This window comes from Prolinoborus fasciculus, assembly GCF_056724605.1.
The window spans coordinates 1-14616 of record NZ_JBWZQN010000075.1; the positions used below are offsets into that span (position 1 = coordinate 1).

The 14616-nt window shown below is 41.4% G+C and carries 13 protein-coding genes; 5 read left to right on the forward strand and 8 right to left on the reverse strand.

Annotated features, from left to right (window positions below):
- A partial coding sequence (locus AC1P5O_RS14650; protein ID WP_499005901.1) for a transposase domain-containing protein occupies positions 1-96 on the forward strand: 96 nt, incomplete at its 5' end.
- Between the two features lie 154 nt (positions 97-250).
- Here AC1P5O_RS14650 and AC1P5O_RS14655 read toward each other — a convergent pair.
- From AC1P5O_RS14655 to AC1P5O_RS14685, 7 genes are all read right to left on the reverse strand, one after another.
- The gene (locus AC1P5O_RS14655; protein WP_005095125.1) at positions 251-727 is read right to left on the reverse strand and encodes a hypothetical protein; all 477 of its coding nucleotides are present in this window, start codon (positions 725-727) and stop codon (positions 251-253) included.
- On the reverse strand, positions 720-2723 hold the full coding sequence (locus AC1P5O_RS14660; protein ID WP_004281395.1) for a hypothetical protein: 2004 nt from the start codon (positions 2721-2723) through the stop codon (positions 720-722). The genes AC1P5O_RS14655 and AC1P5O_RS14660 overlap by 8 nt, the downstream gene beginning before the upstream one ends.
- Positions 2720-4321, reverse strand: coding sequence for a site-specific integrase (locus tag AC1P5O_RS14665; RefSeq protein WP_005095123.1), 1602 nt, complete (start codon positions 4319-4321; stop codon positions 2720-2722). Before AC1P5O_RS14665 ends, AC1P5O_RS14660 begins: the two co-directional genes overlap by 4 nt.
- The gene (locus AC1P5O_RS14670; RefSeq protein WP_005095121.1) at positions 4302-5477 is read right to left on the reverse strand and encodes a tyrosine-type recombinase/integrase; all 1176 of its coding nucleotides are present in this window, start codon (positions 5475-5477) and stop codon (positions 4302-4304) included. The genes AC1P5O_RS14665 and AC1P5O_RS14670 overlap by 20 nt, the downstream gene beginning before the upstream one ends.
- A gap of 218 nt (positions 5478-5695) precedes the next feature.
- The gene (ssb, locus tag AC1P5O_RS14675; RefSeq protein WP_004281391.1) at positions 5696-6283 is read right to left on the reverse strand and encodes a single-stranded DNA-binding protein; all 588 of its coding nucleotides are present in this window, start codon (positions 6281-6283) and stop codon (positions 5696-5698) included.
- 51 nt (positions 6284-6334) lie between these two features.
- The gene (locus AC1P5O_RS14680; protein WP_017398000.1) at positions 6335-7699 is read right to left on the reverse strand and encodes an MFS transporter; all 1365 of its coding nucleotides are present in this window, start codon (positions 7697-7699) and stop codon (positions 6335-6337) included.
- Positions 7700-7852: 153 nt separating this feature from the next.
- Positions 7853-8941 carry a DUF475 domain-containing protein gene (locus AC1P5O_RS14685; protein WP_004647275.1) on the reverse strand — a complete coding sequence of 363 codons (1089 nt, stop codon included), beginning with the start codon at positions 8939-8941 and terminating at the stop codon, positions 7853-7855.
- 222 nt (positions 8942-9163) lie between these two features.
- On the opposite strand from AC1P5O_RS14685, the gene tenA reads away from it, so the two are divergent.
- The 4 genes from tenA (at position 9164) to AC1P5O_RS14705 (ending at position 14227) form a co-directional block, all read left to right on the forward strand.
- Entirely contained in the window at positions 9164-9757 is a 594-nt protein-coding gene (gene tenA, locus AC1P5O_RS14690; RefSeq protein WP_499006241.1) for a thiaminase II, read from the forward strand.
- A gap of 302 nt (positions 9758-10059) precedes the next feature.
- A complete protein-coding gene (locus tag AC1P5O_RS14695) occupies positions 10060-10428 on the forward strand; it encodes a hypothetical protein (RefSeq protein WP_004281385.1) in 369 nt (122 codons plus the stop codon).
- A gap of 181 nt (positions 10429-10609) precedes the next feature.
- The gene (uvrA, locus tag AC1P5O_RS14700) at positions 10610-13441 is read left to right on the forward strand and encodes an excinuclease ABC subunit UvrA (protein ID WP_004281383.1); all 2832 of its coding nucleotides are present in this window, start codon (positions 10610-10612) and stop codon (positions 13439-13441) included.
- Positions 13442-13558: 117 nt separating this feature from the next.
- The gene (locus AC1P5O_RS14705) at positions 13559-14227 is read left to right on the forward strand and encodes an AbiJ-NTD4 domain-containing protein (protein WP_499006243.1); all 669 of its coding nucleotides are present in this window, start codon (positions 13559-13561) and stop codon (positions 14225-14227) included.
- Here AC1P5O_RS14705 and AC1P5O_RS14710 read toward each other — a convergent pair.
- Positions 14189-14616: transposase (locus tag AC1P5O_RS14710; protein ID WP_499006245.1), on the reverse strand; the 428-nt coding region annotated here is incomplete at its 5' end. The two genes, AC1P5O_RS14705 and AC1P5O_RS14710, sit on opposite strands and share 39 nt — an antisense overlap.

The following is a 14616-nucleotide window of genomic DNA, read 5'->3' on the forward strand; positions in this document are numbered from 1 at the left end:
GCCTATTTAAGTGATGTGCTGAAAAGGTTACCGACACATAAAGTGAGCCAAATAGAAGAATTGCTGCCGCACCGCTGGAAACCCGACCAAAATTAAAAAATAGCTATGGGGTTCAGCGCACGCTTACGGTGAACTTTCCAAATATCAAAAACAAGATAGCTAATGCAAGAGCGAAATGCTCCTCACAACTAATCGAGTTACGAGCATATCAGTCTGCCCTAAAAAGCGTGATAACTTCTTAAAAAAATTATCAAACACGTCCTGAAAAGGGAATTTCTTTATCGAATTCTTTTAAAGTCTTTTCGGTAATTGTATGGCTAGGTAAGACTGATTCAGGATGAACAGGCTTATCAACATCACTCATTTGGATACCTTTTTGCCGAATATGATAGGCAATCTGCTGCCATCTCTTTTTCCATTTTTGTTCTTTCTCCTGGAAATTGTTGATCTGTATCCTTAATGCAGCTATTTCCGCTTTTAACTCCTCAATAGTTTCGTCTAATACCTCTTTGGGGGTTACGCTGCCCTTGGATAAGGCCTGTTTAGCCACATCATAAGCTGCTTTAATTGCAGGCTTTGCTTGCATTGATTGTCGAGAAAATTTGAACCGATCTTCTAAAATTGCCCAAGTTAACTTTGAACCATGATGGCCTAATCCCCATTTTTTGAGTTCACGAATGATTCTCGACTCATCACGCTCAGTCATACGCTGAAATTTACTAGGCATTTGAGAGCTCCTCTAAATAAGCTTTTGGATCAAACTCAACTACACCGTTATCTTTTAGCTGCTTTGTCAGGACACCAATTTTCTTTTCATTATGCAACTCCCAATCTAAACCTTTCTTTACACGCTTTGATTGTTTTTGCTGGAGTACTGTCTCTTGTGCCTGTACTGTGATAGCCAGAATACGCTTTTGCTCCTCTAAACGCTTCTTATCGTCTTTAACCCACACATAATCCTTACAATCAGCAGAACATTGTAAATGACGTTCACAAGGCAATTGTGAGAAGTTATGGATGCATAATCCTGTCCCTACATCATGCACAGCTTGAACTCGTGCTTCTAGCACAGCATCTTGTATGCTAATAGGCAAATTAACTATCTGTTCAGCCAGCATTCCTCCAGCTTCACCATTTTTTATCTGCTCTCTAATAATGAGAGCTTTCTTTTCAGGACTGGTATGTTGATAAGCTTTTGTATCTTTAGGATCTGAGCGTCCGAACCATTCTGTTTGTAAAAGATCAGATAAACCACCTTCATCCAATATTGTATTTAGAGTATGCCTAAAATCATGGGTGGTGAATTCAGGAATATCTTCTATACCAACAAATTCAGTTACTAGGTCATCTATATATCTCAAGAAGGTAGTGAGCATTGAATGGGTACACTCTACAGGTAACCAGTAAGCTTCGCTCATACCACTAGACATTGTGTAATAACGTAAAAACATTAAATCGTGTAAATAATATTTTTTTCCGAATTGATCAGTATGAATTGGTAAAAGACTCCTTCGATTGAAATTATATTCACAGTAAGTTTTAAGCCCTTCATGGTTTGTATAACGTATTGGACTCTTAGGCTTATGACCTGTAGAAGTTAATTTTTCATAATCAGGGAAGACCAAACCATCCTTAGTCAATCTACTAGTGCAATCCAAAATATTAGGATTTATAAGTAGTTTCCTTAAATCTTCTTTATAAACTCTTTCAGGACAATTTTTTAAAAATCTAAGATCTACCGTTTGAGATCTATGCATTTCAAGAGCACTGTCTCGGCATTTCTCAGTAAGAGCATGAACCTCTGAAATAACATCTTCTAAGATATTTAATGTCTCTGAGGGTAAATATAATTTTTTTATAGGTGTGAATGTATTGCCTTTAGAGGTTTTTCGAGGGAAATACTCCAAATAAGCCACACCATCCTTATCAGTTTGAACCTTCTGAAAAGGCAATAAAGAAAGCTCAGAGAATCTCCTACCAGTGCAAGCAAAGAAAGTTAATAACAATATGTAAAAACGGTATTTATGATCTTTAGGTACATTTTGATATAGCTGTCCCAGCACTTTAAAGACCACTGGTGCTAATACCTTTTCATGGGTTATCAAAGTATCTGGATCATCTAATCGTTTAGTACCAACAGCATTTACAGATTCTGGTCTTTTTTGCTTGGAATATTTGTAATTAAGGAAATTCTTACATAGGCCATTTACATCAAGATGTGCTGCAAACTCTGCAACCGCCTTATGTAAATTGTAGGCTGTTGATTGTGAATAGTCTTTTGCAATCTCATTACAGGCACGCTCCAGATCCTCTCTAGTAATATCGTAAATCGAAACCTTACGCTGATTAACAAAAGTAGCGATATAACCAATAGCTAATACAAACTCTCTTTGATTCGATATGATTTGTTGTTTGGAGTGTAGCCTTAACAGGAATAAAGCTTTTGCTAATTTCTCCCAATCTCCTCCAATTCTATCTCCACCCAATTTTGGTGAGTAACTAAAGCTCATTGTAACCGAAAGACTATTTCTTCCGCTTTGTTGCAATAAACGTCCACCTGTTATTTCCCAAACTTCTTCATCCCACTGAATAAGTTCAAATCCCTCTAACTTTAATAATTTTGCCTTAGCAACAAGATTATTAAAGTTTACTTGTCGGTCGATTTGCAAGCTTGTTAAGAAAGGAATAACCTTTGATTTTCTTGGAACTTTTCCACTGCTCATACATATTCCTTTTTACAAACTTCTGCTACTTGGGCTACAGCAAAAATAACTTCATCCAACTGGATTCCTAAACGAGCATTTTCATATTTTTCTAAGCGCTCATTTCTGCTATTAAGGAGACTTTCCAGCACATATTCGTGGTCAGCATGTCTATAAGGCTGGAATTTTGGACATAAGTAACAAGAAAAGGGAGGATCTAAATGACATATAGAAGATTTACCACATACTCCAATATCTTCTATCTCATCTTCAATCTTATCTCCCTTAAAAACTAAATATTTTTCAGGGTTATCACCATTAATAGCATCCTCTGAAGAGTCAATAATATGTCCAGAGAAATAGCTAAGATATTGAGAGAATCCTTTTGCGATTGCCTTATCAAGCTGAATAACGATTTTACCCGCTAGCTCAAAATATACCTGGACATGCTGAGTATCAGTATGGTCCAGAATTTTAGCTAGAGCAGCTTTACTGATTCCTTCAGCAGCTAAACCTGTTGCAAGGGTATAGCGAAGTCTTCGAGTTGTAACATGCATTAACTCCTTTGTCAGAGGAGAAATAATATTGTGTCTTTTTACAAAACCTTTAATTAAATAAGTAATCATTGAAGAGGAAAAATTATAAGCATTCTCATAATCGCCAGATAATAGTGCTGCCTCATTGCCTTTTGTATTTAAAAATATTGGCTGGGGATTTGGTATTTTTTTACCCTCATGGTAGAGAACCGCATCAATTTCATTATTAGCTTTGATTAGGTCATGAATATACCCTGCGAAAACTCGATCAAGAAACTCTTCGACATAATCATCTCGTGGACTTAGTAGCCTCTTTTTAATACGTGGAATTCTTAAGACGTAAACAGGATCATCTGATTCAGGGGTTAAATTAACTAGATCGGAATGTCTTAAATAAGTTAAATTGGCTGGATTTCTGCCATAAGCAATAGAAAGAGCAACAGCAGCTTTTTGTTGTAAATGTTCGAATTCTTGGCTCTGATCTTTTTTTAAGGCCTGAATGAGTAGAGGAAGTTCCAAGCTATGATTTAAAGGTCCTAAGTCTGGATCTTCCATCCGTACAGCTTCGCCTTTAGGATTAGCAGGAATAGGCATAGTTTCCAACAAACTAGCATAAGCTGTTGAAAAACCTAATTCAGGATAATGCTCAGCTCCGTAAAAATACCATTGTATTGGTCTATATAATGTCCAAAGATTCTGCTCTTTTCGACCCAAATTAATCGCATTTTCAACTACTGAAATTAGAGTTTCTTCAATATCTTGAGCAGAGATTATTACTTCTATATTTTTCCGGAAAAACTTTCCCCAAACATCTTGAAAATGCTGCAAACCTGCATGAGTAGACACTCTTTCAATCTTTTCAATGATGAAAGATTTTAATACCCATTTTAAATTTTCATTTGGAATTTTTGAGAAATCCAATTTAGAAGTAGAAGTATCAATAGCATAGGGTAAGTTCCATAAATCACCTGCTGTATTTACCCGTTTCCCTTCACGACTAATAATAAAATCTGGAATCTCTCTCCAGCCCTTTTCATTTACAAATAATTCATATTGCACAGCTTTAGATGCCGAAAATTTCACGTTGATACTGTCCTAAATACTTATTGGCTTCCAATTCAGTTTCTTTAAATGTGTATACATCTTGAGAAGATAAAGAACTATCTCCTCTCAAATAAGCTAAGGTTTTTTTCCTATTTTCCTCTTCAATACCAGCTTCTCTTAGCAATCTCTCCATCGATGCAGAGAAAGTATGCCTTAGAGATTTAGGACTAAAATTAGGGGGCAGAACTTTCGAATGCTTTTTTCTCAAGATTTGAAAATATTGGGTAACAGATGCATGTGAAAGAGGAGTGCCTTCTTTATTAAGAATCAGATAATCCCATTCAATATCTGTCTGATTTCTTTCATCTAACATCTCTCTCCATGTTGTAATGTAGAGATCTAGTGCTATCGCAAGTGACTTATCATTGATTGCGAGCACCCGCCCATTTCTCTTAATTTGAGGTCTAGGTCTTCTTATATCCCGAGAGTCAGGTGGTCGCCGGTGTACTCGTATAGAAGATATTCCCCCAAGCTGTATATCTTCTACTCTCAAACTAAGCACCTCTCCAGGTCTAAAACCAAATGAGAGCATGAGCATAACCATAATATAGTTTCTATGCTCAATGGGATTCTTATTTCCCTTTTTAGGTTTGATTAATTTAATTAGATTAGACTGCTCGTTATCAGTTAACCCCTTTGAAAGGGTTCTGTTAGTCGGAGGAGAGGTTATAGAACAACGATCTAACAAGGATATAAGTCTTTTTTTATACTCAACGTAATATTGGTAATGATCTGAAGTAAAAGGCAACGTACCGATATAAGTCTCAATATACCAATTTAAAAACTGCTTAATCGTAATGAGTCTTTGATTGAAAGTATCTGGTCTCACAGCAATTTTAATAGTTCTATGTTTAATTTCATGATCCTTTCTTAGATACTCAACAAGACTTCCAACAATTTCTGCTTCTGTAAATGGTTTCTTGTAAATCAATCTTTCATGCAGATCAATCTTATGTATTTGCATCCACTGATAAAATAATTTTAATTCTCTTAGATTTCTTACCAATGTATTAGAACTAGAAGCCCGTTTAGACAAAATAAATTCATTAGGTAAAGGTATAGGCATTCCTTCATCATCTAAGAGTATGGGTAAAAGCTCTCCTCCTGATTCATGCAAGATAACCTCTATATCCATATAGTATTTTTCCTGATTAGATATGATTATTTTTAACATACTAACTTAACAAAAGAAATTATATATGCACTTTTAACTTAACATTTTTAAAGTTAAAAAAAATAGCTCCTCTTATTTACAAAATAAAAGGAGCTATTTCTTTAGATAAATATTTGAATCAAAATAAATTTAAAACAATATTATCTTTAATAACTTAACAAGTTATCTCTATATATGATCTAAAATGGAAGGTCATCATCTAGATCTGCTGCAGGTGCTGCTGTTGGAGCAGGTGCAGATTTTGGCGCAAAACCACTCGGGTTATTGTTGCCATAACCGCCGCCCTGGTTGTTGTTAAAACCGCCTTGCTGTGGTGCTGAACCATAACCTGATTGCGGGTTATTGCCATAACCGCCCTGGTTGTTGTTCGCCTGATTATTGTTATTAAAGCGTGGCTGGTTAAAGCTGCTCTCGCCCTGATCATTTTGAGGACGGCTAGAGTCTAGCATCTGCATTTGTTCACCACGAATTTCCGTCGTATAGCGTTCCTGACCATTCTGGTCAGTCCACTGACGGGTACGTAATGAACCTTCAATATATACTTTTGAACCTTTACGAAGATATTGCTGCGCAATTTCACCTAAACGGTTATGCAACACGATACGGTGCCATTCCGTTTGTTCTTTACGTTCACCGGTACTTTTATCTGTCCACGAATCGCTGGTTGCGATCGAGAATTGAGTGAGAGAGCCACCATTTGCAAAAGTTTTGGTTTCCGGATCTTTACCCAAAGTACCCACTAAAATAACTTTATTTACACCACGCATTTGCCGTTTACTTCCTATATATTTCTGTATTTTACTTTATAAGAGTTATGCTTAAATGGCTACCTCTTTACCCAACAAGTGCGTTAATTGTTGTCGCGAAGCATCATCAATCTGCTTTTTATCGACTTTTACATAGGCAACTTGCTGTTCAGACATCACCACGACCTCTTCAATACCACGAATCGCCAAAAGCTGAGAAGTCCATTCGTCAGTTTGTCTGCTTTCCGGCAAACGCAACACCAGTGATGACAGATAGCGTGGCTGAGCCAGGCCAAAACTCATCAGCAGCCAGATTATCGCGATCCCTGTCAGGATACTCCAGCCCATCGAGGTATTGTTCAGCAGTAATAATTGTCCGCCAATCATACCGCCAAAGAAAGCACCTAAAAACTGGCTGCTGGCATTTACGCCCATCGCGGTGGCTTTGGACTGGATCGGTGCCGCTTTCGACAACCAAGACGGCAACAGAGCCTCCATGACATTAAAGGCAATGAAGAACAGCCCTAGGCCAATCAGCAAGACATATTTTGATTCAAAACCAAATGCCATCACTATCAAACCCAGAATAATGCCAGTAATGGCCACCAGAAAAATCGCGCGCATTTTGTGGTATTTTTCTGCCAGGATAATACTTGGAAAAGCAAAAAACAGGCTCAGCACCAACAGCGGCAAATATACCCAGCCATGACTGGACAGTGGCAGATCAGCAAATTCGATCAGCTGCGAAGGTACATAGATAAACATCGCGGTGAGCAATAAATGCAGGGTAAAAACCGACACATGCAGACGATTCAGATCTCCGATTTTGATTACCTGTTTCAACTGTGCCAGATAGCCTTGCTGAAAGTTTTTATGATGCCGCGTGACTTTAGGCACCATCAACAGCATGGCAATCGCCGCCAGGCCCATCACCGTAGTCACCCAGAATAATCCCGAGATGCCAACCAGACCCGTCAGCCAAGGCCCCAGACTAAAGGCCACCACAAAAGACAGGCCGATACTCATGCCCATTATCGCCATGGCTTTCATGCGGTTTTCTTCACGGGTGACATCTGCCAGCAACGCCATCACCACAGCAGATACTGCACCACCACCGGCGATCGCTCGGCCGATAATCACGCCATAAATGGTGTCCGACATGGCCGCAATTGCACCGCCCAGCGCAAATAGTAGCAGCCCTAAAACCACCAGTGGCTTACGGCTGTAACGGTCGGCAATCAGGCTGAATGGAATCTGCAATAAAGCCTGGGTCAGACCATAGACCCCGACCGCCAAACCGATCAGTGCAGGTGTTGCATATTGATATGCCTGCCCTGCCACAGAAAACACCGGGATAATCATAAACAACCCCAGCATGCGCAGTGCAAAAATACTGCTCAGGGCAAAGGTTGAACGACGTTCTAAAGCATTCATCATAAATTATGGCGATTGGGTTAATTAATCTGGAGCCCAGATTATAGGACATTCAGCTCATTAATAAGACATGAATTTTATTTGAAATAAAGATGATGCCAATCTAAAAACAAAAAAGCGCAGCCGGAGCTACGCTTTTTATTCAGGAACAGCGCTTTATTTGTCTAAAGCCGCCTGACGCTTTTTGTATTGAATCGAGGCAAATACTGCCCAGACAATAAAGGCTACACCGATCAGACCGGTTACCACTTCTGGCACATGCAGACCGGTTCCGCTGGCAATCATAATGAAAGCCAGTGCACCGATGGCATAATGCGCACCATGTTCCAGATAGATATAGGCATCCAATGTGCCCTGCTCAACCAGATAAATCGTCATTGAACGGACAAAGATCGCACCAATTGCCAGACCCAGCATGATGATGACCACGTCTGAGGTAATCGCAAAGGCACCGATCACGCCATCAAAACTGAAAGAGGCATCCAGGACTTCTAGATAGAGGAAACCACCAATACCGGCTTTCACCACACCCGTCGGTACGCCATTTTCATCATGACGAATGGCATTGCCTTCTTCATCGACTTCCGGTTCACCACCGAGCATATGGCTCAGGACCTGCACCCCGATATAAATCACGATGCCCCAGATCCCCGCCATAGTCACTGCCAGACGCTTAGCTTCATCGACATTGGCTGCCATGATTAACAAGGCTACCAGTGCGATAAACACCGACATTGCCGGCACATTGGCCAGATTAGACAGACGGCGTTCCACCCGTCTGAACCAGTGCGTGTCTTTTTCTTCATCCAGGAAGAAGTTCAGGAACACCATCAACAGGAAAGCACCACCAAAAGCAGCAATCTCAGGATGATGTGCCATTAAACGTGCTGAATATTCTTTCGGATCATTCAGGGCCAGACGTACCACTTCCATAAAGCCCAGGTCTGCAGTCACTGCAACAATGACCACCGGGAAGATCAAACGCATCCCGAAAACTGCAATCAGAATACCGACTGTCAGGAACAGCATTTTCCAGAAATGATCCCAACCCCGTAGGACTGAGGCATTGACAACCGCGTTATCAAAGGACAACGACACTTCCATAATCGCCAGAATAGCGGTAATGGTCAGCGCTGTGAGCATGGTTTGCAGGCCTGCGTCAGGACCATGGGTATAACCCCAATACGCAGACAAACCAAGACACACGATCGAAAATGCAATCGAGAAACCAAAATGTTTCAACATACACAACGACCTTGGATAAATTAAATAAATGTATGGCTGCGAGAGAGCAGCTATACGAATAGGAAAAGTTAAGCTAATTATGAAACTTTTAGCGCATAAACCAAAGCACTTCCTGAGCTGTTTTATCTTATTTTCTGTTTTTAAAATTTGCCGATCTTTTAAACAGCCCGATCTTTGCTATAGTGCCGCATGGTTTAACTTGAACTGCAAAGGATTTTCAGCATGAGTTTTTCACAAGAGGTATGGCAACGTAATCTCGGACTTTATCAGAAGACCCTGGCCCTGCCCTTTAATCAGCAACTGGCGCAAGGTACTTTAAGCCGTGAAGCCTTTAGTCATTATGTGATTCAGGATGCGCATTATTTACTGGCCTATGGCCGTGCACTGGCCGTGTGTGCCGCCAAAGCTTTTGAAGCGGACGATGTAATCCAGTTTGCCGAGGCAGCCAAAATTGCGATTGTGGTGGAACGTAGCCTGCATGATGGCTTTATGCAAGATTTTGGCATTAGCAAAGAGCAATTTGAGCAGACACCGTTGACGCTGGCATGTCATCACTATACTTCTTATCTGACTTCGACCGCCTGGTCAGAAAGCTACCCGGTGGTGCTAGCCTCGTTGCTGCCTTGTTTCTGGATTTATGCCGAAGTTGGTAAAGATATTGTCGACAACTCTGCGCCGAATAATCCGTATCAAGCCTGGGTAGATACCTATTCAGGAGAAGAATTCCACACTGCGGTGCGGAATGTGATTGCGACCGTTGACCGTGTTGCGGCGCGTGTTGATGCCGATACACTAGAAAAAATGCATGCAGCTTAATACGCATGCTGCCCGTCTGGAATGGTTATTCTGGCATAGTGCCTTTGAGCAACGCCAGTGGCCTGGTCTGGATGAATAAGACGGACGAATAAAAAAAGCCCTGTTTAAGACAGGGCTTTTTGGTTATAGCCGTTTAAAAAAATTTCTACTGTCATAAACCGATCATAAAAACGGCTTAGTCTGAAAAAAACAAGGATAGAACGGGCCACTACGCTAGACCTAGCTATAAGCCCAAAATTGCCGCACAATAATTGAGAATAATTATCAATTAATAAATTCAATCCCGGAAAGAGGCAGACAATATGGACACTTTAGGCACCGAAGCTATTCGGGCATTTTTTACCCTGCAATGTTGCTGGTTCAACAATGAAGAAATCTATCTGGAACAAGGCTGTCTAGATTGTGGTTCGGCAGCCACTTATCTGATTTACCATACCAACACGCATATCCAGAAACATCTGCTGAAATTTATTGAAAAGTATCGCTGTCATCAGGCACGCCGTAACGATTTGCTCGACCTGGATTTTTTCCGAAAAGACTATGAGGACTTTCTGCACATTCTGGAAAATGAAGTCAATTTTTATGCACGTCTGCATCATGATGTGCTACGTGACCGCTGTTTTGAAGAGATTGAGTCTATCTTTGAACGCCGTTATGCAGCGGCTTGTTAAGTATTTACCTTGTACATGATGATTGTGAATATTTAAATGATCTGCTGTTGTGTTTCTTAATTTTGTGATGAATTGACCAATCACCGACATAACTTGACGTTTAAAATACTTTTATTTGCACTTGAACATTTTTCATCCGGTATCATATAAGGGTTTTTGATGAATATTCTAGGATCCTTGCATGAGCCAAAGCCACATCCGTATTCGAGGCGCACGTACCCATAACCTGAAAAATGTGAACCTTGATATACCACGCGACAAGTTTGTGGTGATTACGGGACTGTCTGGTTCAGGTAAGTCCTCACTTGCCTTTGACACCTTATATGCCGAAGGTCAGCGCCGTTATGTGGAATCGCTGTCTGCATATGCCCGTCAGTTCCTCTCCCAGATGGAAAAGCCGGAAGTCGATTCGATTGAGGGCTTGAGTCCAGCCATCGCCATCGAGCAGAAATCGACCAGTCATAACCCACGCTCTACCGTAGGAACCATTACCGAAATTTATGACTATTTACGTCTACTGTATGCGCGTGTCGGTACACCGTTCTGTCCTGAACATGACTTGCCGATGGTGGCACAAACGGTCACTGAAATGGTCGATGCCGTTAAAGCACTGGAAGAAGGCACTGCACTGTTATTGTTAGCACCAGTCGTGCGCGAACGTAAGGGCGAATATACGGCACTGTTTGAACAGCTACAAAGCCAGGGTTTCGTCCGTGCCCGTGTGGATGGCGAGATCATGGAAATTGATCCACCACCAGAACTGGACAAAAAGAAAAAACATACCATTGAAGTCGTAGTTGACCGCTTTAAAGTACGTGATGATCTGGGCAACCGTATTGCAGAAAGTTTTGAAACCGCGCTGCGTCTTGGTGGCGATATCGCCATTTTGTCCTGGATGAAGGGCGAGCATAACGATCGCGTGTTTTCTGCCAAGCATTCCTGCCCGCAATGTGACCGCGCTGTGGCTGAACTGGAACCGCGTTTATTTTCGTTCAACAATCCCTTTGGCGCTTGTCCGGTCTGTGATGGTTTGGGAACCCGTAGCCATTTCAGTGCCGATAAGCTGATTCCCAATCCTGAGGTCAGCGTTAGCCAAGGCGCTATTCGTGGCTGGGACCGTCAGCGTCCTTACTATTACAGCATGATCCAGAAAGTCGCCGAGCATTTTGGTTTTTCTCTGGAAACTCCGTGGAATGAACTGGATGCCGATACCAAGAAGAAATTTCTGTATGGCACTGGCAAAGAAAAAATTGATCTGAGTTATATCGATGAACGTGGCCGACGTCATAATCGGGTCATTCCCTTTGAAGGAATTTTGCCGCATCTGGAACGCCGTTATCGTGAAACTGAAAGTAATTATGTACGTGATGATCTGGCGCAGTATTTATCCAATGCTGCCTGTGATGCCTGTGATGGTTCACGTCTGAATGAAATTTCGCGTAATGTGAAAATTCTGGACAAGACCATTGCTGACATTACCCGCATGTCGATTGGCGATGCTGAAAGCTATTATCAAGGTATTCATTTGGAAGGTGCACGGGGTGAAATCGCCGACAAGATTTTCAAGGAAATCCGTGAACGTCTGCACTTTCTGGTTTCGGTCGGCCTGAATTATCTGAGTCTGTCACGTTCAGCTGAAACTCTGTCTGGTGGTGAAGCGCAGCGAATTCGTCTGGCCTCACAGATTGGTGCCGGTTTGATGGGCGTCATGTATGTCCTGGATGAACCATCAATTGGTTTGCATCAACGTGATAACGACCGTCTGTTACAGACCCTGATCCGTCTGCGTGATCTGGGCAATACCGTCTTGGTGGTCGAGCATGATGAAGATGCGATTCGTGCCGCCGATCATATTATTGATATCGGTCCGGGTGCCGGTGTGCATGGTGGGCATGTGATTGCCGAAGGAACGTATGATGAAATTCTGGCCAATCCGGACTCGCTGACCGGAAAATATTTATCCGGAAAATTAAAAATTGAAGTGCCGAAAAAACGGATTCAACCGCCTAAGCCTAAAGAACAGATCAAGCTGATGGGAGCATCCGGGCATAACCTGAAAAAAGTCGATCTGACCATTCCTTTAGGTATTATGACCTGTGTTACCGGGGTGTCCGGTTCAGGTAAATCGACCTTGATTAACCGGACTTTGTTACCTTTGGCGGCGACCCAGCTCAATGGTGCCACCACTTTAACTTCGGAAAGGTTTGAATCGATTGATGGTTTACAGTTCCTCGACAAAGTGGTGGATATTGACCAGAGCCCGATTGGACGTACCCCGCGTTCCAATCCGGCGACTTATACCGGCCTATTTACCCCGATTCGTGAACTGTTTTCACAGACGCAAGAAGCCAAGGCACGCGGTTATGCTGCCGGTCGTTTCTCGTTTAACGTGAAAGGTGGCCGCTGTGAAGCCTGTGAAGGTGACGGCATGATCAAGGTGGCGATGCACTTCCTGCCGGATATGTATGTGCCATGTGATGCCTGTCATGGCAAACGCTATAACCGTGAAACGTTGGAAGTGAACTATAAGGGCAAGAATATTTCCGATGTCTTGCAGATGACTGTTGAAGATGCGATGCATTTCTTTGATGCCATTCCGGTGATTCACCGCCGTCTAGAAACATTGCATCAGGTGGGTCTGGGTTATATTCGTCTGGGTCAGTCTGCGACCACTCTTTCTGGTGGTGAAGCGCAGCGGGTCAAACTGGCGCGTGAGCTGGCCAAACGCGATACTGGTCAAACCCTGTATATTCTGGATGAACCGACCACAGGTCTGCATTTCCATGATATTGCCAAACTGCTGGATATTCTGCATCAGCTGCGTGACAAGGGTAATACCATCGTGGTGATTGAACATAATCTGGACGTGATTAAAACCGCCGACTGGGTGGTGGACTTAGGCCCTGAAGGTGGTTCTGGTGGCGGTATGATTGTCGCAGAAGGTACGCCTGAACAGGTCGCGAAAGTCAAAGCTTCACATACGGGTAAATTCTTGAAGCCGTTGTTGAAATAAAAATCTCCTCCTAGCCTCCTCTTTGATAAAGAGGAGGCATTCCCTCCTTTCGCAAAGGAGGGTTAGGGTGGATTAAAAAAATAAATCTATTCTTAAATTTGTTTGAGGGGGAACAAAATGCGATTTTCTGAAAGATATGGTTATAAGCCCGTACGTGACATTATTCAAAAAGAAAGTATAGATGATGCTTTAAAAAATGGTTTGTGGAGTGTTTTTCATAGCTATATTTGGAATCGGATTGAACATGGACATAATCAAAGCTCTTTTACCCGTAATTCAAATATATACTCGTTAGTAGAATCTTATTGGCTTAATCTTTTTAAAAACCCTACAGATACCATCCCTCAATGGACATCTGATTCTTTAAAAATAATTAGAGATTACTTTTTTAATTGTGCATGGCACGAAATTTATAGCTTGATTGAAGAAACAATTGAGCACTACCCCTATCAAAGAGTAAGTAATAAAGATTCATTTATAACTAATATCAACAATATGCTAGAGCGTGAAAATAGTGCTTACCGAATTATAAATGACGAAATCATTCCAATAACTTCCGAACAAGAAATTCAATCCATCGAAACTGCTTTAGAAAATACAAATCAATATTTAGGTGTTCAACAACATTTAAATCAAGCTTTAAAACTGATGTCAGATCGTCAAAAGCCTGACTATCGAAATTCGATTAAAGAATCTGTTTCGGCATTAGAAGGTATGTGTCAAAAAATACTCTGTACACGACAAATTTCACAGAACCCTTATCCTATCAGGCTTCTGTCTTCTTAAAATTGCCAGAATTTCCTTAAACTCTTCTTTTTTCCCAAAACCACTTAAACGCTGAATCGCCATTTGAACATAGTCTAAACCATAGCGAAATAAACTCATTGAGAGTCGTCCATGCTTCTTTATTTTTATCGCTTTTTTTTGATCATGTTGCCATTCACCCGTTAAGTAGCACCAACAGAAGCTTATAGCTAAAACCGCAATCAATTTTTTCACTCGTCTAGGGTCTGTCAAGCGCGTATTTTCAAGATTAAAGCCGCGTCCCTTGAGACAACTGAATAAGGTTTCAATTTCCCAGCGTAATGCATAATCCTGAATAGCATTGGCATTAAACTGAGGAGAAACGACGAGTAAAAGCTCTCCATTTTCTAACTGTAGTGCACTTATATATA